At 39.4% G+C, this 21,504-nt stretch carries 22 protein-coding genes, 2 tRNA genes and 1 pseudogene; 23 read left to right on the top strand and 2 right to left on the bottom strand.

Translation table 11 applies throughout. The features are described 5' to 3' along the window. Nucleotides 1-40 precede the first annotated feature (40 nt). Complete coding sequence (locus BCY91_RS16605; RefSeq protein WP_120183176.1) at nucleotides 41-622, bottom strand: porin family protein; 582 nt, start codon at nucleotides 620-622, stop codon at nucleotides 41-43. An 89-nt stretch (nucleotides 623-711) separates the two neighbouring features. Here BCY91_RS16605 and BCY91_RS16610 point away from each other — a divergent pair, with 89 nt between their 5' ends. Continuing rightward, on the top strand, nucleotides 712-927 hold the full coding sequence (locus BCY91_RS16610) for a CsbD family protein (RefSeq protein WP_120183177.1): 216 nt from the start codon (nucleotides 712-714) through the stop codon (nucleotides 925-927). Between the two features lie 116 nt (nucleotides 928-1,043). Further along, nucleotides 1,044-2,732, top strand: a complete 1,689-nt coding sequence (locus BCY91_RS16615) for a S41 family peptidase (RefSeq protein WP_120183178.1) — start codon at nucleotides 1,044-1,046, stop codon at nucleotides 2,730-2,732. A gap of 100 nt (nucleotides 2,733-2,832) precedes the next feature. On the opposite strand, the gene era is transcribed toward BCY91_RS16615, so the two are convergent. Then, a complete protein-coding gene (gene era, locus BCY91_RS16620) occupies nucleotides 2,833-3,711 on the bottom strand; it encodes a GTPase Era (protein ID WP_120183179.1) in 879 nt (292 codons plus the stop codon). Between the two features lie 153 nt (nucleotides 3,712-3,864). Between era and BCY91_RS16625 the strand changes: the two genes are divergently transcribed. The 21 genes and pseudogenes from BCY91_RS16625 to BCY91_RS16720 all read left to right on the top strand — a co-directional run bounded on the left by BCY91_RS16625 (nucleotide 3,865) and on the right by BCY91_RS16720 (nucleotide 21,474). Next, a tRNA-Met gene (locus BCY91_RS16625) sits at nucleotides 3,865-3,937 on the top strand. Between the two features lie 33 nt (nucleotides 3,938-3,970). Then, nucleotides 3,971-4,042 (top strand) — tRNA-Glu (locus tag BCY91_RS16630). A 252-nt stretch (nucleotides 4,043-4,294) separates the two neighbouring features. Further along, nucleotides 4,295-5,509 (top strand): site-specific integrase, encoded by a 1,215-nt coding sequence (locus BCY91_RS16635; protein ID WP_120183337.1) that lies wholly within the window; start codon nucleotides 4,295-4,297, stop codon nucleotides 5,507-5,509. A 60-nt stretch (nucleotides 5,510-5,569) separates the two neighbouring features. Beyond that, nucleotides 5,570-5,740 (top strand): hypothetical protein, encoded by a 171-nt coding sequence (locus tag BCY91_RS17780; protein ID WP_220699497.1) that lies wholly within the window; start codon nucleotides 5,570-5,572, stop codon nucleotides 5,738-5,740. A gap of 24 nt (nucleotides 5,741-5,764) precedes the next feature. Further along, a pseudogene (rhuM, locus tag BCY91_RS18110) lies at nucleotides 5,765-5,938 on the top strand (RhuM family protein); the annotation flags it as partial. 317 nt (nucleotides 5,939-6,255) lie between these two features. Then, complete coding sequence (locus BCY91_RS17790; RefSeq protein ID WP_220699499.1) at nucleotides 6,256-6,414, top strand: hypothetical protein; 159 nt, start codon at nucleotides 6,256-6,258, stop codon at nucleotides 6,412-6,414. 132 nt (nucleotides 6,415-6,546) lie between these two features. Beyond that, on the top strand, nucleotides 6,547-7,113 hold the full coding sequence (locus BCY91_RS16645) for a restriction endonuclease subunit S (protein ID WP_120183180.1): 567 nt from the start codon (nucleotides 6,547-6,549) through the stop codon (nucleotides 7,111-7,113). Further along, nucleotides 7,110-8,639, top strand: a complete 1,530-nt coding sequence (locus BCY91_RS16650) for a type I restriction-modification system subunit M (RefSeq protein ID WP_120183181.1) — start codon at nucleotides 7,110-7,112, stop codon at nucleotides 8,637-8,639. Before BCY91_RS16645 ends, BCY91_RS16650 begins: the two co-directional genes overlap by 4 nt. Continuing rightward, nucleotides 8,636-9,904, top strand: coding sequence for a restriction endonuclease subunit S (locus tag BCY91_RS16655; protein ID WP_120183182.1), 1,269 nt, complete (start codon nucleotides 8,636-8,638; stop codon nucleotides 9,902-9,904). Before BCY91_RS16650 ends, BCY91_RS16655 begins: the two co-directional genes overlap by 4 nt. Then, complete coding sequence (locus BCY91_RS16660; RefSeq protein ID WP_120183183.1) at nucleotides 9,891-10,349, top strand: hypothetical protein; 459 nt, start codon at nucleotides 9,891-9,893, stop codon at nucleotides 10,347-10,349. The genes BCY91_RS16655 and BCY91_RS16660 overlap by 14 nt, the downstream gene beginning before the upstream one ends. 1 nt (nucleotide 10,350) lies before the next feature. Continuing rightward, on the top strand, nucleotides 10,351-11,127 hold the full coding sequence (locus tag BCY91_RS16665; protein ID WP_120183184.1) for a DUF1883 domain-containing protein: 777 nt from the start codon (nucleotides 10,351-10,353) through the stop codon (nucleotides 11,125-11,127). A 90-nt stretch (nucleotides 11,128-11,217) separates the two neighbouring features. Further along, the gene (locus BCY91_RS16670; RefSeq protein ID WP_120183185.1) at nucleotides 11,218-12,492 is read left to right on the top strand and encodes an SEC-C domain-containing protein; all 1,275 of its coding nucleotides are present in this window, start codon (nucleotides 11,218-11,220) and stop codon (nucleotides 12,490-12,492) included. Between the two features lies 1 nt (nucleotide 12,493). Next, complete coding sequence (locus BCY91_RS16675) at nucleotides 12,494-13,162, top strand: DUF3800 domain-containing protein (RefSeq protein WP_120183186.1); 669 nt, start codon at nucleotides 12,494-12,496, stop codon at nucleotides 13,160-13,162. 8 nt (nucleotides 13,163-13,170) lie between these two features. After that, nucleotides 13,171-13,698: a hypothetical protein gene (locus BCY91_RS16680; protein WP_120183187.1), complete on the top strand. Its 528-nt coding sequence runs from the start codon at nucleotides 13,171-13,173 to the stop codon at nucleotides 13,696-13,698. A 170-nt stretch (nucleotides 13,699-13,868) separates the two neighbouring features. Then, on the top strand, nucleotides 13,869-17,108 hold the full coding sequence (locus BCY91_RS16685) for a type I restriction endonuclease subunit R (protein ID WP_120183188.1): 3,240 nt from the start codon (nucleotides 13,869-13,871) through the stop codon (nucleotides 17,106-17,108). Beyond that, nucleotides 17,101-17,808 carry a M48 family metallopeptidase gene (locus BCY91_RS16690; RefSeq protein WP_120183189.1) on the top strand — a complete coding sequence of 236 codons (708 nt, stop codon included), beginning with the start codon at nucleotides 17,101-17,103 and terminating at the stop codon, nucleotides 17,806-17,808. Before BCY91_RS16685 ends, BCY91_RS16690 begins: the two co-directional genes overlap by 8 nt. Nucleotides 17,809-18,020: 212 nt before the next feature. Then, a complete protein-coding gene (locus BCY91_RS16695; RefSeq protein ID WP_120183190.1) occupies nucleotides 18,021-18,686 on the top strand; it encodes a hypothetical protein in 666 nt (221 codons plus the stop codon). Between the two features lie 152 nt (nucleotides 18,687-18,838). Next, nucleotides 18,839-19,108: a helix-turn-helix domain-containing protein gene (locus tag BCY91_RS16700; protein WP_120183191.1), complete on the top strand. Its 270-nt coding sequence runs from the start codon at nucleotides 18,839-18,841 to the stop codon at nucleotides 19,106-19,108. Between the two features lie 427 nt (nucleotides 19,109-19,535). Next, the gene (locus BCY91_RS16710; protein WP_120183193.1) at nucleotides 19,536-19,907 is read left to right on the top strand and encodes a plasmid mobilization protein; all 372 of its coding nucleotides are present in this window, start codon (nucleotides 19,536-19,538) and stop codon (nucleotides 19,905-19,907) included. After that, nucleotides 19,904-20,914, top strand: a complete 1,011-nt coding sequence (locus BCY91_RS16715; protein ID WP_120183194.1) for a relaxase/mobilization nuclease domain-containing protein — start codon at nucleotides 19,904-19,906, stop codon at nucleotides 20,912-20,914. Before BCY91_RS16710 ends, BCY91_RS16715 begins: the two co-directional genes overlap by 4 nt. 11 nt (nucleotides 20,915-20,925) lie before the next feature. Next, the gene (locus tag BCY91_RS16720; protein WP_120183195.1) at nucleotides 20,926-21,474 is read left to right on the top strand and encodes a hypothetical protein; all 549 of its coding nucleotides are present in this window, start codon (nucleotides 20,926-20,928) and stop codon (nucleotides 21,472-21,474) included. Nucleotides 21,475-21,504: the final 30 nt, after the last annotated feature.

Here is a 21,504-nt window from a genome sequence, read left to right on the forward strand (position 1 = left end):
AGGATGAGGTTTATCAAAAAATTTGGATATGCGCTAGGCGTTAAAGCAGTTTGAAACCTAAACTCAGGTGCAACAAATTCTGTTTTTGCCCGTCGTTTTTGTTGATGTCTTGTAAGCTGGTTTCGTAACGTAAATCCACCGATAAAGAGCCAATATCTACCCCGGCACCTACTTGTGCATTGGTCACAAAATCTTTGTAACGGTAAAAATCTGCATCCTTAGCTTGTTTAAAGGCACTGCTGTTTTCATCCAGATTAAATTGGAAAGATGGACCGGCCATTATCCTAATGTTAGCTTTGTTTGTGCCAAATTTTGTTCCCAGCAAAATAGGCACGTCCAACGTCGTAAATTTCTGTTTCTCTTCTACAGTGCCGGCTCCGGTGCTAAACTTAAATTTCGAGCCTTTTGTACCTAAATATAATTCGGGCTGTAAATAAAAGGTGTTTCCAAAACGCGACCAAACACCCAGCTGATAACCTAAAACGCCACTTTCGTCAAACTCGTTGTTTTGCGCTTTAATAGTAGTGTAGTTTAAGCCTGCTTTAACACCTAGGTTAAATTGTGCGAAAGCCCCAACAGAAGCTAACAGCACCATACAGGCGGTAATTGCCAATTTTTTCATGAGCTAATCTTTAATTTAAAACCGATTTAAAAAGAACGCGGAATTTTCTAATTCCCTTGCAATTGCTATTTTTGTGCCAAACAGAAATCATGGCAGAAATCAGTATCAGCAATAAGGATTGGGAGCGCTTAAAAATAAAGCTGAAAAGAAAATACAACCATTTAAGCGATGAGGATTTAGCCTTTGAGGCCGGCCAAGAAGAGCAACTAATTACACATTTGCAAGAAAGGCTACGCCGCAAACGCGAGTATGTGGTGTTTACGCTCAAAAAAGGATTACTAAATATCGAGAATAACAGACTTTAACCGCGGTTTAGTTTTAACTTATACAGGCATTGGCGAATAAACCAATGCCTTTTTTATTGCATAAAAAACACGCTTTTTTTGTACTTTAGTTTGATTAAGTGGCGACACAGCAACGCATGAAAAAACCTTTTGCTATAGTTTTAGGTTTGCTTCTTTTGGCAAGCCTTTCTTTCTCTTTTAAGGATGATTTATTCCAGATTTCTAAAAACCTCGACATTTTTGCTTCGGTTTACAAAGAGCTGAATCTAAATTACGTTGATGAAATAAATACGTCCAAACTCACCCGTAACGGCATCGACGCCATGCTGGAGAACCTGGATCCCTACACCGAGTTTGTACCAGAGTCTGAAATTGAAGATTACCGCATGAAATATGTGAGCACGCAATACGGCGGTATAGGTGCAGGCGTTATCCATCGCAATGGCAAAGTCTTTATTTCTGAACCTTTTGAAGGCTATCCGGCACAAAAAGCAGATATCCGTGCCGGCGATGAAGTCATCAGCATAGACAATATTGCCATTAAAGGGAAATCTAACGATGAAATAAGCCAGCTGTTAAAAGGACCAAAAGAAACGCCTATCAAAATGGTTTTACAGCGCAACGGTAAACTGATAGAGAAAAACCTGTTCCGCGCAGATATTAACCAGCCGAACGTAAGTTATTACGGAATGCTTGCGGGCAATATTGCATACATTAAGCTGGATAAATTTTTGGAAAACTCTGGCCAAGAGGTGAAAGACGCCTTGTTAGAACTTCAGAAAAACAACCCAAAAGGTTTAGTTTTAGATTTGAGGTACAACGGCGGAGGCATTTTGCAAGAAGCGGTAAAAATTGTAAATCTCTTTGTAGGTCGGGATGTAGAGGTTGTAACCCAAAAAGGTAAAAACCGCGATAAAACCATCAGTTACAAAACCTATGTGAACCCTGTGGCGCCCAATATGCCCCTAGTAGTTTTGGTGAACGGGCGCTCGGCATCAGCTTCGGAAATTGTTGCAGGTGCTTTCCAAGATTTGGACCGCGGTGTAGTTGTAGGCCAGCGCAGTTTTGGAAAAGGCTTAGTGCAACAAACCTTCAGTTTGCCTTATAATAGCTTGGTAAAAATAACCGTAGCCAAATATTACACGCCTTCCGGCAGATGTATACAGAGTTTAGATTACGAGCATAGGCACGATGACGGCACGGTAGATAAGCTGCCCGATTCTTTATTGATAGCCTACAAAACCAAAGGCGGCCGTTCGGTATATAACGGAAGTGGCATTTATCCAGATTTTTACGTAAAACCGGCCGAGTACCATCAGGTAACACAAGCTTTGGTTAGCCAATACCTGATTTTTGATTATGCAACCGTTTTTGTGGCTAAACATCCAAATATCGCAAGTGCAACAGATTTCACCTTGGGCGATGCGGATTACCAAGATTTTTTGGCTTATCTGAAACAGAAAAACTTTAGCTATAAAAGCGAAGCTGAAAAAACATTGGAGAGCTTAAAAGCCGATGCCCAAAGTGAGAAAAGCTGGGATGCGATTAAACCTGGATATGAACAAATGCAGCAGAAACTTTCTGCAAACAGGCAAAATGAATTAGCATTTCATAAAAATGAAATTAAGCGCGTGTTGGAATCCGAAATTGCGCAACGTTACTATTTTCAAAAAGGGCGTACCTTGCAAAGCTTCCAATACGATGCGGAGCTGAAAAAAGCAAAAGATTTAATAGCAGACGCAAATTTGATGGCCGAAATTTTAAAAGGCGCCGGAAGCTACGGCACCATTGGCAAACCTAAGATCATGAGCGCGCAAGGTGAATAACGCCGAAACTCATTTGCGTTAAGACGTTAAAAGGCAACAACAATTATAAATCAGAACAAAGCAATGAAACCTCTGGCCTTGATGTGTTGCGAGGAGAAGCTTATTCCCGATATCCAAAATTTTTCAGATAATGGTCCCGGTTGCGCCAATCAGGGATTACCTTGACAAACATTTCTAAAAACACCTTTTTTTGCAAAAACTCTTCCATATCCTGCCGTGCATAGGTCCCTACTTTTTTAAGCATAGAGCCGCCTGCGCCTATTAAAATGTTTTTTTGCGATTCGCGCTCCACAATAATCTCCGCACTTATCTTAATAATGTTTTTCTCTTCTTTAAATGAGGTAATGATAACTTCGGTACTGTATGGGATTTCTTTTTTATAAAGCTTAAACACCTTTTCGCGGATCATTTCCGAAACAAAGAAACGTTCGGACCGGTCGGTAAGCTCATCCTTTTCGTAATAAGCAGGATGCTCGGGCAAATTATTGACAATAAAATCCATTACTGGCTGTGTATTTACCTGATGTAAAGCAGAGCAACCGATAATGCCCTCTGGATTAATTTTCTCTTTCCAGTACTCTATTTTAGCTTCTATCAGCTCATTTGTGGATTGGTCCACCTTGTTAATCACTACCAAAACCTTCGCGCTGGTTTTTTTCAATTTTTCTAACACATCTTCTTCATCATGGCGCTCGTTTATATCCGTTACAAAAACCAGGATATCTGCATCAACTAAGGCATCATCCACAAAATGCATCATGTTTTCTTGCAGTTTATAGTTGGGCTTTATAATTCCTGGCGTGTCGGAGAATACAATTTGGTAATCTTCTCCGTTTACGATACCTAAAATACGATGTCGGGTAGTTTGCGCTTTAGGCGTTATAATAGCCATTTTTTCGCCAACTAGCTGATTCATAAGCGTTGATTTTCCTGCGTTTGGCTTACCTATAATACTTACAAAACCTGCTTTATGTGTCATTTAAATTTTTTGAAAAAATATTTGGAGTACAAAGAAACGAATTATATCTTTGCAGACCAATTCAGGGAAACGATTTATTTCTGAAAGGGTTTAACAGAAGAAGCAGAAAGTGTTTTTTCATCAAATTGAGTTAAAAAGTTATTAAAGATATAGTGCGGGGTGGAGCAGTTGGTAGCTCGTCGGGCTCATAACCCGAAGGTCGCACGTTCGAGTCGTGTCCCCGCTACCTAAAGAGTTTGCAAGACAACTCTTTTTTAATGGCCCGTTCGTCTAGGGGTTAGGACGCCAGATTTTCATTCTGGAAACAGGGGTTCGATTCCCCTACGGGCTACGGATATTCTTATCAAAAAGCATTAAAAACCTGCAAATCAAACGTTTGCAGGTTTTTTTGTTGATGTCAAAATGCTAAAATATGCATCATTTCGCAACAAAATAGTGCGAAATTCGGTGCGTCACAAAAGCATCCTAAACTACGCACCGAATTCGTTGTAATATTCTGTTTATCAACATGTTCTAATAATGAACATCTTGACTGCTCCTATCTGCAAAGCTACTTTTGTTTAACTTTTTAATGATAATCATTATGAAAACCAACTTTAGCTTAATCTTCTACATCAGAAGACAGAAGAATTATCAATCAGGACCCGCTCCAATTTATCTTCGAATCACTGTTAATGGCAAACGTTCAGAATTATCGACCGGACGCGATTGCCTACCAGAAGATTGGAATGGAAACTTAGGTCGAGCTGTTGGTAAAAAAGAAAAAATCAAAACTTTAAATGCCTATCTCGACACATTGCAGCAAAAAATCAAGAACGCCCAACTTGAATTATTGGACAGTGGAAAGGCCATCACTTCAAAAAGTATCAGTGACCAGTTTTCGGGAAGAGGAGAAAAACCAAAATATCTTTTACAGTTATTTGCTGAACATAATAAAAAGGTTGAAGCGCTTATTGGAAATGGATTTGAAGCAAACACTCTAAAAGGGTATAGAACTTCTATCAAACATTTAAAAGGATTTCTTGAAAGTCATTATAAAATACAGGACATTGAAATCAAAAAGCTCAATCATGCTTTTATTGAGAATTTTGAGTTCTATCTTAAAACTGATTGTAAATGTAGTGGCGTTTCCGCAGCTAAATACATCAAGCATTTAAAGAAAATAATTAATCATTGTATCGCAAATAAATGGCTAAATAGCAATCCATTTAGTAACTATAAGTCCAAAGTCAAAGCTAAAGAACGTACTTTTTTGACAGCAGATGAATTGGAGAGGATTGTAAGGAAGGAATTCAGTATTGAAAGGCTATTGCAGGTAAGAGATGTTTTTGTCTTTTGCTGTTATACTGGCCTATCCTATGCTGATGTAAAAAAGCTTAATAGAAATGAAATTGCAACTGGAATCGATGGTGAGCAATGGATTTTTACCAGTAGGCAAAAAACAGACACACCTTCAAGAATTCCGCTATTGTCAATTCCTCTCGAAATTATTAAAAGATATAAAGACCATCCTCAATGTGAAAGCCAGAATTTACTATTACCGGTTTTAAGCAATCAAAAGATGAATGCATATTTAAAAGAAATAGCTGATCTATGTGGCATTACGAAACACCTGACATTCCACTTGGCTCGGCATACTTTTGCAACCACTGTAACACTTTCAAATGGTGTTCCTATTGAAACGGTAAGTAAAATGCTCGGACATATGGATTTGAAGACAACCCAACATTATGCGAAAATCTTAGATATTAAAGTTAGTCAGGATATGGCCTTCCTTAAAACTAAAATTGAGCGCTAAATAAAAAGAAATTGTAAAAGGCTATCCTTTACTAATTTAAACCCTTAAATTTAGAAGACCATGGCTAGCAATCAAATTATTATATATAAAACCGAAGATTGGCAAACATCAGTTGATGTGAAAATTGAGAATGATAATGTATGGCTTACTCAAAATCAAATGCAGGAACTTTTTGGTCAAACCAAGCAAAATATAAGTCTCCATATCAATAATATTTTCAAAGAAAAATAATTACAAAAACTTTCAGTTGTCAAGGATTCCTTGACAACTGAGAATGATGGAAAGAAGTACAAAACCAATCACTATTCGCTAGATGTAATTATCCCTGTTGGATATCGGGTTAAATCTAAAAGAGAAACTCAGTTTCGAATCTGGGCAAACAAACTTAAAACAATGTTAAAAAACACTAAAAAGACTGCAATCATTTGATTTTCAGTCTTTTTTTCTCGATATCAAAATGCTAAAATATGCATCATTTCGCAACAAAATAGTGCGGAATTCGGTCGTTACAAAGCATCCTAAACCACTCACCGAATTCATTGTAATATACTTTTTATCAATATGTTATATTGGTGAACATCTTGACTGTTCCTGTCTGTAAAGCTGCTTTTGTTTAAATTTTTAATGGTTATCATTATGAAAACCAACTTTAGCGTAATCTTCTACATGAGAAGATAAAAGAATTATCACTAGGGCCCGCTCCAATTTATCTACGGATTAATGTGGAAGGCAAAAGTTAAGAATCATTGACCGGACGCGATCGCCTACCGGAAGACTGGAATGGAAATGTAGGAAGAGCTGTTGGTAAAAAAGAAAAAATCAAAACTTTAAATGCCTATCTCGATCCATTGCAGCAAATTGATACCGTTTTGCCCTATGTTCAGTTAAAAAGGTGCAAATATTGAATACATATTGAAGAGTATGTAATGCGATTGTAAGACCACAACCGAAATTTGAAAAACTCTACAATGATTTTTACTTGCTTTTAATTATCTTTTTCTTACCTTTGTTTTACATTTGAAAGATTCTACAATTAAATGAAGGTAAAACTCAGCGATATTGCCCAACTACAATTTGGCTTATACACCAAACCCTCTGACGAGGGTAATGCTGTGTATTTACAGGCAAAGCACTTTGATGATTGGGGAAATCAAACAGAGCAGATAGACACTTTTATTCAGATCGACCAAAAGAATGAATCTCACCTCCTCGATGACGGTGACATCATTTTGGTAGGTAAAGGAATGAGAAACTTTGCCTGGACTTATGATAAAACATTTGGTCCAGCCATTGCCTCCTCTATCTTCTTTGTTATCAAAGCAGACCGATCAAGGGTAATACCGGAGTTCCTTACTACCTTATTTAATATGCCTCAAACACAGGCATACTTTCAAACCTTGGGAGCTGGTAGCTCCATCCCTTCCATTCGGAAATCCGAATTGGAAGCCTTTATGGTGAAGCTCCCATCATTGGAATTGCAGCAAAAGGCCATTGCCATTAAGCAATTACACTACAAAGACATGGAAATATCCAAACAGATCATTTCCGAAAAGCAAAAAGTATATCAGGCAGTCATTAAGAATATAATCTATCAAAAAGCATGAGTAAAAAACCGATTACACAAAGCGAGATCAACAACATTGTTTGGAAAGCATGTGACACCTTCAGGGGTGTGATTGATCCTTCACAGTACAAGGACTATATCCTGACCATGCTTTTCGTAAAGTATGTATCGGACGTATGGAAGGACAAAAAGAACTTCTATGCAGAAAAGTACAATGGTGATGAAATACGAGTGCAGCGAGCATTGAGAAACGAACGTTTCCAATTGCCTGATACTTGCACCTTCGACTACCTGTTTGAAAATCGTAATGCTGCCAATGTGGGTGAGCTGATCAATACGGCACTTGAAAGCATGGAAGATGCCAACCGCAGTAAGCTGGAGCGTGTATTCCGAAACATTGATTTCAACTCAGAAGCCAACCTAGGTCAAACCAAAGACCGAAACAGAAGGCTCAAAAACCTTTTGGTGGATTTTTCAGCCCTTGATTTGCAACCCTCCCACCTGGAGGACAATGACGTGATTGGCGATGCTTATGAGTACCTGATTGAAAAATTTGCCAGTGATGCCGGAAAGAAAGCGGGAGAATTTTACACGCCTGCCCAGGTGTCAAAACTCTTGGCAAAGCTACTCAATCCACAACCGGGCGACCGCATCATAGACCCCGCTTGCGGTTCGGGTTCTTTATTGATCAAACTCGCAAAACAGGTAGGCAGCAAAAACTTCTCTCTCTACGGACAGGAAATCAACGGAAGCACCTGGGCACTCGCTCGTATGAACATGTTTCTGCATGAGATTGATGACGCTACCATTGAGTGGGGTGATACCCTGAATAATCCCAAGCTGCTGGAAGAAGACAGTTTACTGAAGGGAAACATTGTGGGAGCTAACCCTCCGTTTTCGCTCGATAAATGGGGTGCTGATGATGCTATGGCAGATCAATTTAACCGCTTCCATAGAGGTATTCCTCCTAAGAGCAAAGGGGATTATGCTTTCGTTTCTCACATGATAGAGTCCACCTACCACGACACTGGCCGTGTGGGTGTCATTCTCCCACATGGCGTACTCTTTAGGGGAAGCAGTGAAGGGAAAATCAGACAACAACTGATTGAGGAAAACCTGCTGGAAGCAGTGATTGGTTTACCTGCCAACTTGTTTTATGGTACAGGTATTCCTGCTACCATACTCATATTCAACCGGGCCAAAGGCGAGAACAAAGACATTCTCTTTATAGATGCCAGTGAGGGATATGAATCAGGGACGAACCAGAACCGCTTGCGTGATAAAGACATTGACAAAATTGTCAACACCTATCGAGCATTTCAGGAAGCCACTCCCTTGACTACTGAGGAAGGTGAAGTAATAGAAGAAAAATATGCCTACCGTGCCACCATTCAGGAAGTGGAAGAAAACGAGTACAATCTCAACATTCCTCGCTATGTGGACACATTTGAGGAAGAGGAGGAAGTGGACATACCTGCAACTCAGAGCAATATTACCGAATTGAAAAAGGAGTTGGCTGAGGTAGAGGGACAAATGAATGATTACTTAAAAGAACTTGGGTTTTGAACACGCAAATAACTATTAACAAAGAATACAAAGATTCTCCGGTGGGGAAAATCCCAAAAGAATGGAAAGTTCTTACCCTGGATCAGATTGGAAGTTTCTTAAAAGGTAAAGGAATTTCAAAAAGCGAAATTCTTGATAGTGGAATTCCTTGTTTGACTTATGGAGAATTATACACAAAGCATCATGATGTAATTCGGTCTTTCACCTCATTTATTTCTGAAGAATCCACTTCAAAAAGCACTGAACTAAAAAAGGGGGACATACTTTTTGCAGGTTCGGGGGAAACACTTAAAGAAATTGGAAAAACTTGTGCATTTGTAGATGATTTCAAAGCTTTTGCAGGTGGCGATATTGTTATTCTGAGACAAGCTACGCAGAACCCTTATTTCTTAGGTTATTTATTGAATAATGGAATAGTTGCAAAGCAAAAACACCGACTTGGACAAGGTCATTCGGTAGTTCATATTTATTCTTCAAGTCTTTCAAAATTACAAATCCCTATACCCCCTCTTACCGAACAAAAAAAAATAGCCAAAATCCTCAGCACTTGGGATGAAGCCGTCTCCACTACCCAACAGCTAATTGATCAACTCAAACTCCGCAATAAAGGCCTTGCTCAGCAATTGCTTACTGGGAAGAAGCGGTTGAAGGGGTTTAAGGGAAAGTGGAAAAAAAATCCATTAAGTAAATTCTTAGACTTCACTCCAAGACCAGTAGACAAGCCTTCCAGTAGTTTTTTAGCCCTAGGTGTTAGAAGTCACGGTAAAGGAATCTTCCATAAACCTGATTTTGATCCAGATGCCATTGCAATGGAGACATTATATGAGGTAAAGGAGAATGACCTTGTCGTTAATATAACCTTTGCTTGGGAACATGCTGTCGCTATTGCAAACAAGGAAGATGAGGGAGGACTTGTTTCCCATAGATTTCCGACCTATGTCTTCAAACCAGAAAAGGCGTCTCCTGACTATTTCAAGTTTCTCATACTACAGCCCTATTTCAAATACTTACTTGACCTAATATCTCCAGGCGGAGCAGGTCGTAACCGGGTATTGAGCAAAAAGGAGTTTATCAAACTGGAAGTCAAGTGTCCTGAATTGGACGAGCAAGTAGCTATTGCTTCTGTGCTTTCAGAAGCTGACATGGAGCTAAAGCTGCATCAAAAACAATTAGACACCCTAAAAGAGCAAAAGAAAGGCTTAATGCAAAAGCTATTGACGGGCGAGATAAGAGTTAAAACCGATAATAAAAATGAAGAGAACTAATCTAAAAAATATAGTGATATCAAATTCAATAGAACTTCATTTAAATATGAAGTTTGAAGATTATGAGTTTCAATTAAATGATTGGGGTGAGTCTGATAACTATTGCCAAATTGACGACAACACATTTATCTTTTTAGAATGCGAATGCACGCAGAAACATCCAAACACAAATATTTTAAAGTATTGGCCTTTCTTGGAGGAAAATAAAGATTACAAGGTAATCCTATTCCATTACTTCTACCCAGAAAACAAAGCTCCCAAAAACCGGATTCGGCTATGTCGTTTTACAGCTTCTAAATTAGAAGCGATATTTCAAGAACGATTCCAATACGTTTATTTGTGTGAAGATATAAATCAGTTTGGGAATATAATATTACAGCAAAAGAAAGGCTTAATGCAAAAGCTCTTGACGGGTGAGATAAGGGTAAACATAAAACAAAACTGACATGAAATACCTTGTTTGGGACTTAAAGCAGTTAAACCGTGGACAGAGAGTAAAAGTCACTTTGTCTGGTAACGCAGCAAATGTAAGATTGATGGATAGTTCGAATTACAGTAACTACAAGAGTGGTAGGTCTCACCGCTACACTGGTGGTTTAGTTACTAAATCTCCTGTTGTATTGGGTGTTCCAAGCTCTGGTCATTGGTACGTCACAGTCGATATGCAAGGACTTAGAGGCAGCACGAATGCAAGTGTTCAAGTTCTTCCTTCTCCCTTACCTACGTATCAGGACGCTCCTCTTTCGTCAGTACCTTCATTGGTTCAGGGAAGAGATGAATCACCATTTGAACATCAAGAGCATGATTACAGAGAGCACGATGTTTTCATCTCCCATGCTTCAGAAGACAAAGAAGAGATTGTAAGACCATTAGCTGTTGCTTTAAGAAATGCGGGGCTTTCTGTTTGGTATGACGAGTTTGAATTGAGAATTGGGGACAGTTTACGACAGAAAATTGATAAAGGACTGGCCAAGAGCAAATTTGGAATAGTGGTTCTATCCAAAAACTTCATTAAGAAAGGTTGGACTAATTATGAATTGGATGGCATCATTACTCGGGTCGTAGGTGGTGAACAAGTTTTATTGCCAATATGGCATAATATCACCAAACAGGAAGTAATTGACTACTCGCCCTCTTTAGCTGATAAACTAGCAAGAAACACAGCCAATTTCACTGTCAAGGAAATTGCTGAAGAAATAGCAGAAGTAATTAATAATGCATAGAACATACTTAAACCCTATAAAAGAGCAAAAGAAAGGTTTGATGCAGAAACTATTGACAGGTGAAATAAGAGTTAAAACCAACAACCACGAATGAACATAACCATCACCATAGATAAATCCACTTTCCAATCTCTCGGCTTTCCGGAGCTGATGAGGCTTAGTAGCTATTACAAGCACAATGTAGCTCCTGTATTGGTGATGGAGATCCTTGGTGATCTGAAAAAGGAAACGCAAGAAGGCAAAACACCATCTGACATTAGGGTTAAAGACTTTGCAACAAAGTTGTTCCCAATGTACAGTGTAGTCAATGCTTACTACAGGACATTGGTAAAGGGGGAATTATCCGGTGAACCGGTGGAAATGGATGGAAGACCCACCCTAGACATAGAGAAGGTTGTACAACCTGATGCCCATAGAAAAGGAATGGTAGTCAGGGAAACGGCAGAAGAAAAAGCTATTTATAAGTGGAAGGATGGGAAGTTCACAGATGCTGATCATGACCTTTCCCAGTTATGGAGAACCTTAACCACACATGAAAACCTTCTCAAAAACCTACAGAAAATTCTCCAGGCCACTGAGCATGAAAGGTTAAAATCATTTGATCAGCTACATGAGAAAGTAAACTCCGTCTTGTCCGACCATAGTTTACAAGACCGTCTCCTTGCTTACATGATTGACAATTATGGTGAGGGGGAAATTGATGGTATGAGAATATTTGCTCGCTGGATAGCTAAGGGTCGTCCACTGCTTGCAGACTTTGCTCCGTACACAGCATATTGCCTTAAAGTGGATCTGCTATTTCACCTCGGGCTTCAAAGTGAACTAATTGGCACACGACCTACAAATCGGGTTGACCTGGAATACTTGTACTATCTGCCCTTTTGTAATGTGTTTACTTCCAATGATAAAATTCACAAACAGCTTGCCCCGCTTCTAATCAGAGAAGATCAGCAATTCATTGTAGGTACTGAGCTGAAGAATGACTTTAAGCAAATAGTGGATTATCTGGAAAAAGAAGGTGAAGAAGCCAAGAAGAAATACGTCTATGAGCCTCCTATCCTTGAAGACTCCCTGACTTATGGATTATGGAAAGAGTATTTCGATTATCCAAAAAGCAGCAATATGAACCGAAACTTATCAGAGGAAACGCTTTCCAAGATGAAGACCACAATGGACAAGATTTTCAAAGCCTCAGAGGGTGAAGATGTGGAATTTGGTGAAGGTGAGGCCGAAGAGTTTATAGTTAAGAAATCGTACCTGAGCATGACTGACCCATGCTTTTGCGGAAGTGGCAAGCAAGTAATTGATTGCTGCATTCCGAGAGAAGAGTTTATCAAGATCAGTCAAAAACATAAAGACAAATAAGATGAGTAAGACCTTCAACTTCTATTGCGACGAAAGCACACACCTTCAAAACGATGGTATGCCATACATGATGATTGCTTATGTAAGTTCTGCCCATAATCAACTTAAGCAGCATAAAGAATTTTTAAAGCATTTAAAAGGTAAATATAAAGTTAAAGGCGAGATTAAATGGTCTAATGTGTCTGGTGGCCAATACCCCTATTATTCAGATTTAATTGAATATTTTTTTGCTACAGATTTGGCTTTCCGTTCTGTTATTGTAAAGAAATCTCAAATAGATGAGTCGCTACCAGGTTTTACCTACAATGATTTTTATTTTAAAATGTACTATCAGCTTTTACATCATAAAATTAATCTGGAATATACTTACAATATATATTTTGATATAAAAGATACCATTAGTCATAAAAAGTTAGCGGCATTAAAAGAACTGTTAAAGCATAACTCATCTATACGGAATTTTCAATTTATGCACTCTCATGAAAGCAGCCTGATGCAATTAACAGACTTAATTATGGGTGCCATTAATTACAAGTTACGTGGGGAAAATAAAGTTATTGCCAAAAACAAACTAATTGAAAAAATTGAAAGCCACTGCAAAAACCCTATTACCCAATCAACTCCGAAAAATGAGAATAAGTTAAACCTGTTTCATATTGACTTAAAATAATTTGTGGTATGCCTTTAAATTTAACTAAAACATACTCGCAACTCTTGGAAATTGCTCATTTAGGTGAACAGCAACGCAGGGTTTCCTTGCAAGGTATTTTTGATAGAGATATGGTGAATAATAGCAATTTCAAATTTCGTGAGAAACAAATTAGGCCAACTAAAATAGAAGGAATGCCACCTATGCAAACACTTTTTCATCATCTCATTACTCGCGATGATAAAGATGAAAAGGGTAAAAAGTTAGGAACTCGCTCCTTTGAAATGGCTCGCTCTGTTCGCTTACATTGGATAAAATTTCATATTGATGAATCAAAAAAAGAAAATATGGAAGTGTTTAGCTATTCGGATCGAATTAATAGGGTAGATGTTATAAGAACATACATTTACGATAGAGAACAACAATATGTAATTATTTTAGAGCCGCAACGTAGCGGTACTGATTACTATTTGTTAACTGCTTACCATTTAAACGAACCTGGTGGTAAGAAACAAATTGAGAAGAAAAGTGAAAAGAGATTACCAGAGGTATATTAAAACGCAAAGCTCGGTACATATCTGGATGTATCGAGCTTCGAAACTCCTTTCTCCTAATATGGAAGAATGAGCAGTGCAAAGGTGTAAATAGTTTTCCAGTTTTGCAATACTATTATATATAAACCTTTTGTACTTCCTTTAACGCGATATTTATAATAAAGTTTCACAAAATGGCAGTACCATCATTTAAAGAAGACCACATATCACAGCTTCCCGCACTGAAGCTGCTTATGAATATGGGCTGGAAATACCTCTCTCCCGAGCAGGCTTTAGAAGCCCGTGGAGGCAGGACATCCAATGTGTTGTTGGAGACCATTTTGAAGGATCAACTTCAAGTCATCAACACCATTGAATACAAGGGCAAGGAGTTTCCCTTTTCTGATGCCAACGTAAACAATGCAATTCTCGCCATTCGTGACCTTCCTGTTCAGGATGGTTTTATTGCTGCCAATAAAGCCTTCTATGAACTCATCACTTTGGGCAGGAGCTTTGAGCAGTCTGTTTTAGGTGATAAAAAGAGCTTCTCATTCCATTACATTGATTGGAAACATCCTGAAAACAACACCTACCACGTATCAGAAGAGTTTAGTGTACTCAGAAGTGGCAGTAGCGAGCATTACCGTCCTGATATTGTATTGTTTATCAATGGTATTCCGGTTGTGGTTATTGAGTGCAAAAGTCCAAAGATCAAAGACGCAATTGACAAGTCAATTGAGCAGCATCTTAGGAATCAGCAGGAAGACGGAATACGTGCATTGTATCAATACTCCAACCTGGTTATGGGATTGGCCACCCATGAAGCCAAATACGCTACAACAGCCACCCAGAAAGAGTTTTGGAGCTTCTGGAAAGAACTCTTTAAAACCAAAGCAGAAGAAACTGCATGGCTCGATAAACTCCAGACCTTAAAAAATCAGCCACTTCCTGCTAACGAAAGAACCACGCTATTTCTGGAACGCTACAAAAACGTCTGGACTTTCTTCCAGAACCTCGAAAAGGAAGAACAAGCGATAACAGAGCAGGACAAGCTACTATTTAGCTTTTGTCAGCCAAAAAGACTTTTAGACCTATTCTTCAACTTCACCCTGTATGATGACGGCATCAAGAAGGTCACAAGGTATCAGCAATACTTTGCCGTTCATAACACTTTGGACAAGGTAGTTAAGACAGATAGTGAAGGACTAAGAAAAGGTGGTGTAATCTGGCACACTCAGGGAAGTGGCAAATCCCTCACTATGGTCATGTTGGCTCAACTGATCGCTACACACCCTCAAATCAAGAATCCTAAGATCATCTTGGTTACTGACCGCATTGATTTGGACGATCAAATCACGGAGACGTTCAAAAAATGTCAAATACCAGTAGAGAATGCTCAAACAGGCAAGCACTTGGTAGAGCTTCTCTCCGGCATAGGTGATACGGTTATCACTACCTTGATTCACAAGTTTGAAGCGGCTGTCAATCGAGCTAAAGAAGGCTTTGATTCCCCTGACATCTTTGTTTTGGTAGATGAAGGCCATAGAAGTCAATACGGCACATTCAACATCAAAATGCAAAAGGTATTTCCAAAAGGCTGCTTTATCGCCTTTACCGGAACACCTTTAATGAAGAAAGAGAAGAGCACAGCGAATCGCTTTGGAGGCTTAATAGATGTATACTCCATCACTGATGCAGTTGAAGATGGGGCCGTAGTTCCATTGCTTTATGAAGGTCGTCACAACTTGATTGAAGTGAACGAAAAACCTTTGGATAATTACTTTGATCGGGTTTCAGAACCGCTTACCCCTTATGGTAAAGCTGCACTGAAAAGAAAGTTTAGCTCCACCAATCAACTGAATAAAGCTGAGGAGGTAATCTATGCCCGTGCATGGGACATTTCAGATCACTACGAGCAAAACGTTCAGGATATTCTATTTGGTAGTTTAAAGGCCAAAGGTCAGTTGGTAGCACCCAATAAAACTACAGCCATCCGATACCGTGAGTTTATCAGGGAAATTGGAAAAGTAACCTGTGAAGTCCTGATCTCCCCACCTGATGTACGAGAGAACTATGAGGATGCTTTTGAAGAAAGTGACGATTTGATATTGAAGTTTTGGAAAGCCCTGATGGATAAATATGGCAGTCCTGAAAACTATGAAAAATCATTAATTAACTCATTCAAAAAGCAAGACCACCCAGAAATAATCATTGTGGTAGACAAGCTGCTTACTGGCTTTGATGCTCCCAACAACTACGTTTTGTACCTCACTCGCCAACTCAAAGAACACACTCTATTACAAGCGATTGCGAGAGTAAACCGCTTAGCTCCAGGCAAGGAACATGGTCTAATTATAGATTACTATGGTAATCTGGAGAATCTTGACAGTGCATTGGAAACCTACTCAGGTACAAACAACTATGATGCAGCTGATCTGGAAGGTACATTGACCAACATCAGTGAAGAAATCAAGAAGTTACCGCAGGCTCATTCAGAAGTATGGGACATCTTCAAAGAAGTCAAAAACAAGTATGACGAACCTGCTTATGAAGAGCTTTTGCAGGATGAAGCTATTCGACACATCTTCTATGAAAAGGTATCTGGTTTCTCTCGATTGCTAAAGCTCGCTCTATCCAGTTTTGAGTTTATAAGTAAAACACCGGAGCAACAAATCAACAAGTACAAGCAGGATGCTAAATTCTTCCTTGGATTGAGAATCTCTGTCAAACGCAGATACTTTGACGATCTGGAATACAAAGAATATGAGCCACAAGTTCAAAAGCTCATTGACAAGCATATCACCACAGAAGGTGAAATTCTTCGCATCACTGAAATGGTCAACATTTTTGACAAAGAAGAAAGAGACCGTGAAGTTGAGAAGATAACCAGCAAAGCTGCCAAAGCAGATCACATTGCAAGCAGGACCATCAAAGCAATCAATGTGAAAATGAATGAAGATCCTGTGTATTACAAGAAGCTATCAAGGCTTATTCGGGATACCATAGAAGATTATCACCAGCACCGGATTTCAGAAGCCGATTATCTGAACAAGGCAAGAGAATATGAAGATCAATTCCATAATGGCAGACAGGATAATGTACCTGAAAACCTCGCTGGAAATGATACAGGAATTGCTATCTACAACTTGGTCAATGAGATTTTCAAGGGTCACTTAAAACGTGCCGAAGGTGCCGAAAATATAGCCGCTATTATGGCTGAGGGTATCGATCAGGTCATCAAATCCATAGTCTTTGAAAATGGTAAGCCTATTATTGACTGGGTAAATAAATCAGACATTGAAGGCAGAATTAAGATTGATATTGATGACTATCTGTTTGACTTAAAAGCTCAGCAGGACATTGAGTTACCTTTTGATTTGATTGATGAATTGGTAGAAGAAGGACTTAAAGTAGCCAAGTTGAAATATGTCTGAAACAGCCACGATAGAATCCTTAGTTTTTGGTTCCAGAGAGATCAATTATGAACTCTCCTATCAGGATCGCAAAACACTCGGCATTCGGGTTTATCCCGATTGTAAAGTACGGGTGATTGCTCCCCTTGACACCACAGAGGAGAAATTGAAAACAAAACTCAGGGAGAAAGCACCTTGGATCATCAAGCAGCAACTTGAGTTTCTTTCCTATCATCCGCTAACACCACCACGCAAATACATCAATGGTGAAACCCATCTTTATTTGGGAAGGCAGTACAAACTTAGAGTTGAAAAAGCTGCAACCAATGAAGTGAAACTGTTTAGAGGAAGGCTATTGATATTGAAAAAAGACAATACAACAGCCAAAAACCTCCTGTCAGAATGGTATAGAGATAAGGCTGCTATTCACTTTGAGGAAACCCTAAAAAAGATACTACCGCTTTTTAATCGATACAATATCGATCAGCCAGAGCTTCAAATCAGGCAAATGCCTACACGTTGGGGAAGTTGTACACCCAAAGGAAAAGTGATTCTAAACCCTGAATTGATCAAAGCACCTAAAGGAAGTATAGAATATGTCATCATTCATGAGTTGTGTCACTTGGTGCATCACAACCATACACGTGCATTCTACGAACTTCAAGAAACAATAATGCCTGACTGGAAAAAATGGAAAGAAAGACTTGAAGAGACTTTTTAACGTAGAAATTATAAATTAATATAATTATGTGATTCTATATTCTTATTGATATTTTACAAAAGTGAAGATTTTGAATTGGATAGATTTTTGCTCCAAATCTCCCAAATCATCTACCAGAAACATGAGCAACACCTACTTCAAACTCCGCAATCCCTTCAACTTTTCACCTCATAAATTTGAGCTTGGCAGACCCTTTACATTTTATAAATCACATGCCGACAATTTTTTTTTTGAAACTTTACAAGCTGAGAGATTCTGAATATCCAGCCTTCTATCAATATCATTTAGCCTATTTTCTGAAAGAAAGCAATCTTGAAGAAAAAGAATTCTTCCGTTACGTTTATGAGTTAACTACCTCCAGAATCCAGTACCACAAACAGCAAACTCCTTTCGGTTCAAGACATGTTCTGAACAAACAATCATTGGAGAAATTAAACCTCTTTCTAAAATTTCTCCATTCCATCGACCAGTGGAACCATCATAAATCATTGGAGATTTTACTGGTAGAAAAGGAAGAACGGATTCAAAAACTGATGGATCAGATCTCAGAACTGGAAGCACAGATCAAAGAGCTGAACCAATATGAACCGGCTGAGAAAATCAGTATCACAAATGGCAAACTGGCCACGGTTATTGATCTTTTCAGACAGCTTCAGGAACTAAATTCCCCTGATGAAAAGAAGCTGTTCCGCTCCCAGACCCAAAGCCCATGGTACAAAATGCTATCTAAATATTTCCTTCACGGTGAGAAGGAAATCCCCATCAACACTGCCCGAAATTACTTCCCAGCTAACAGGAATACTAAGCTGATCAAGGGGTCCGAAGTGCCGGAATCTGACAAACTTTTTAGGATCATTTCGGTAGACCAAAAGGACTGATCCCCTGTTTACTCACTGCCCATGACCAAACGACTCCCTTGGTCATCCAAAAGCACCTCTTCCTCCTGACTTTTGTAGGGTAACCAATGGCACTGTACTATTTCTTTTGTTCTGCTGCCATTGAGAATATGAACCCTATAAAACATTAAATCATGTCAGTAGAAATCATCACTAAAGAAGATTTATCTGAGTTCAAGTCTGAACTGTTAGCTGAAATCTCCAAACTTGTTAAACCTTCAGAAAGTAATGTAACCCGTCAATGGCTGAAAAGTGCAGAAGTCAGAAAACTGTTAAATATCTCTCCCGGAACTTTGCAGAATTTGCGTATCAACGGAACGCTCCGCTTCACCAAAATCGGGGGAACCATGTATTACAAAACTGCCGATATTCATCGCTTGTTGGAAGGAGGTGATCATGCCTAGTCTCACCCAATTCCTGATTCCTATCTCTCAGGATAATCGTCTTCATCCTTCTCATATCTGTCTCTATATCTCCCTATTTTCACTTTGGGAGCGAAGCCGTTTCAGCATCCCTTTCAGGATTTCCAGAAGACAGCTGATGAAACTCAGCAAGATCAGATCAACGGCCACTTATCATAAATGTATCCGTGACCTGGTCAGTTTCGGATATATAGATTATTCTCCTTCTTATGATCATTTTAAGGGAAGTCAGATTGTAATTCATAATGGTTTGCAGGAACCTGACCTTAAAGAACTCCCTTTGCCGTGTAGCAGGTAGCCAGCTATGTTTTGGTTGCACCAAAACGCTGGTTTCTGTTCATCCTCTGGGATTCACAGAAAGATTTTTCTCATGCTAGCGCATTCTAAAAACTGACACCCTAAAACCATCATGGAAAAGCAGACCAGAAATAAAGGAGGACGTCCGAGAAAAGAGATCAAGCGTGATGTCTATATCACCATCAAGTGTACACACTATGAAAAGAAGGCTATTGAATCAAAGGCAAAAGCTGTACATCTGAGTACCTCCGAATACCTGCGGGATTTGGGACTGAAGGGAAAGGTTGACCTGAAGAACAGATCACTCGGTAAGGAAATCTTATCCATGACCGGGACACTCAATCACCTTGCTGCCAACCTGAACCAGATTGCCAAGAAGCGTAACAGTCTGGATGAGCTCAATCCTTTGGAAAGGGCCAGACTGAATGTGCAGTCCATCGAGGTGAAACAGCTGGCCATATTGATCAAAGAGAAACTGAAATGATCGGCCATGTCTCTATAGGGAAATCAGCTTACCACTGTATCAGCTATTGTCTGGAAGATAAGAGGGAACTGAGTGAGGGGCAGAAAGAGCAACTATCCAAGGCTGAACAGCTGAACCACAAAAATAGGGCAGAAGTACTCCATTATAACCAGTGCTTTGGAAACAAAAAGGAACTGGCAGCACAGTTCAGGGATGTTCAGCAACTGAGCAGGAGGTGTGAGAAGCCGGTGCTCCATCTCTCCCTTCGTTTGGCTCCCGGTGAAGTCCTTTCAAAAGCACAGTTGACAGAGATGGGCAAAGCCTGTGCGGAAGAGTTCGGAGTGGGCGATCATCAGTATATCTGTGTACTGCATAAGGACACCAAAGAACAGCACATCCATATCGCGGCCAACAGAGTGGGCTTTGATGGTAAAGCGGCTAAAGATGGCAACAGCTACAAAAGGATGTCAAATCTTTGCAGGAGATTGGAGAAGCAATATGGATTACAGGAGGTCTTAAGTCCGAGAGCTTTCTTATCTCCAAAGGACAGAAGAATCCAGCGGCATGACAGCAGGAAGGAGCGGATGAGGAAAGACATCAGGAATAGCTTAGAGAAATCGGAAAGCTATACCTTCTTTGAAAAGGAAATGAGATCACTCGGTTATCAGGTCATTAAAGGAAGGGGCATTTCTTTCATTGATGACAAGAAGGTGAAAGTGAAAGGAAGTGAGCTGGGTTTCTCCCTCTCGAAAATAGAGAAGGTACTGGAACTGAAGATTAAGCTTAAACAGGAAAAAGAGAAATCACCTCAAAGACAAGCTCATCAGAAAAGCCGGCCCTTCCAAACTTCAGATCATCGACACCAGGCACACTATGAAACGGAAATAATTGGAGCGGTTGAAAAGCAACTATCAAAAATACTGGATGAACTGATTAGACCGGAGCATGGAAACGATGTAGACAATACCGAACTCATCAAAGAATCCAGAAGAAATAAAAAGAGAAAACACAGGCAGATGAGCCGATAAAAAAACATCATATGGGAAATCAAAACGAAATGGATAAAGACACCTTGGAACTGGTGTTACAGGAGTTTGCAGAGGAGCAGAAAATAACCAGCCAGAACATCAATAATCTAATTCAAACTACTCATTCTTTAACAGAGAAATTGAGGGAGTTAGAAGGACAGATCAAAGAGCCGAAGCCTGTGAATTTGAGTACAGATACCAAACCTTTTCAGCAGTTATTACAGAAAGGGATGCTGGACATTAAACTGATGATCGGCAACCAGCCCAAGAGCATCCAAAGAAAGTTTCAGATTCTGCTGTTTCCTGAGCAGGATGCCAAGCTGTTTTATAGGATTGTATTTGGAAGGTGGTTTCTGTGGTTAACGGTTATGCTGGCTTTGACCAATCTCTACAAATGGGGAGTGAATTATAACAATAACCAGAAGGAGATCGAAATGGAGCAATTGGAGAATGACAGGATCAGAAAGTCTTGGAACTATTTATACAAGAATAGTGATCAGAATGTTCAGATGAAAATGGACAAAGCTTTCAAGAATTTTACTCTTGAAGCCAATAACTAAAATCATTAAATTTTATAGTGAAGCATAAAG

Source organism: Pelobium manganitolerans (assembly GCF_003609575.1).
In the GTDB taxonomy this organism is placed as follows: Bacteria; Bacteroidota; Bacteroidia; order Sphingobacteriales; family Sphingobacteriaceae; genus Pseudopedobacter; species Pseudopedobacter manganitolerans.

Bases quoted from the DNA above. Each gene is read 5' to 3' on its own strand.
- BCY91_RS16720 (WP_120183195.1), top strand. From the start codon at position 20,926: ATGGGAAATCAAAACGAAATGGATAAAGACACCTTGGAACTGGTGTTA.
- BCY91_RS16665 (WP_120183184.1), top strand. From the start codon at position 10,351: ATGAAATACCTTGTTTGGGACTTAAAGCAGTTAAACCGTGGACAGAGA.
- BCY91_RS16660 (WP_120183183.1), top strand. From the start codon at position 9,891: ATGAAGAGAACTAATCTAAAAAATATAGTGATATCAAATTCAATAGAA.
- BCY91_RS16710 (WP_120183193.1), top strand. From the start codon at position 19,536: ATGGAAAAGCAGACCAGAAATAAAGGAGGACGTCCGAGAAAAGAGATC.
- BCY91_RS16700 (WP_120183191.1), top strand. From the start codon at position 18,839: ATGTCAGTAGAAATCATCACTAAAGAAGATTTATCTGAGTTCAAGTCT.
- BCY91_RS16615 (WP_120183178.1), top strand. From the start codon at position 1,044: ATGAAAAAACCTTTTGCTATAGTTTTAGGTTTGCTTCTTTTGGCAAGC.
- BCY91_RS16610 (WP_120183177.1), top strand. From the start codon at position 712: ATGGCAGAAATCAGTATCAGCAATAAGGATTGGGAGCGCTTAAAAATA.
- BCY91_RS16680 (WP_120183187.1), top strand. From the start codon at position 13,171: ATGCCTTTAAATTTAACTAAAACATACTCGCAACTCTTGGAAATTGCT.
- BCY91_RS16635 (WP_120183337.1), top strand. From the start codon at position 4,295: ATGAAAACCAACTTTAGCTTAATCTTCTACATCAGAAGACAGAAGAAT.
- BCY91_RS16695 (WP_120183190.1), top strand. From the start codon at position 18,021: ATGCCGACAATTTTTTTTTTGAAACTTTACAAGCTGAGAGATTCTGAA.
- BCY91_RS16685 (WP_120183188.1), top strand. From the start codon at position 13,869: ATGGCAGTACCATCATTTAAAGAAGACCACATATCACAGCTTCCCGCA.
- BCY91_RS16605 (WP_120183176.1), bottom strand. From the start codon at position 622: ATGAAAAAATTGGCAATTACCGCCTGTATGGTGCTGTTAGCTTCTGTT.
- BCY91_RS16675 (WP_120183186.1), top strand. From the start codon at position 12,494: ATGAGTAAGACCTTCAACTTCTATTGCGACGAAAGCACACACCTTCAA.
- era (WP_120183179.1), bottom strand. From the start codon at position 3,711: ATGACACATAAAGCAGGTTTTGTAAGTATTATAGGTAAGCCAAACGCA.
- BCY91_RS16650 (WP_120183181.1), top strand. From the start codon at position 7,110: ATGAGTAAAAAACCGATTACACAAAGCGAGATCAACAACATTGTTTGG.
- BCY91_RS17780 (WP_220699497.1), top strand. From the start codon at position 5,570: ATGGCTAGCAATCAAATTATTATATATAAAACCGAAGATTGGCAAACA.
- BCY91_RS16690 (WP_120183189.1), top strand. From the start codon at position 17,101: ATGTCTGAAACAGCCACGATAGAATCCTTAGTTTTTGGTTCCAGAGAG.
- BCY91_RS16670 (WP_120183185.1), top strand. From the start codon at position 11,218: ATGAACATAACCATCACCATAGATAAATCCACTTTCCAATCTCTCGGC.
- BCY91_RS16715 (WP_120183194.1), top strand. From the start codon at position 19,904: ATGATCGGCCATGTCTCTATAGGGAAATCAGCTTACCACTGTATCAGC.
- BCY91_RS16645 (WP_120183180.1), top strand. From the start codon at position 6,547: ATGAAGGTAAAACTCAGCGATATTGCCCAACTACAATTTGGCTTATAC.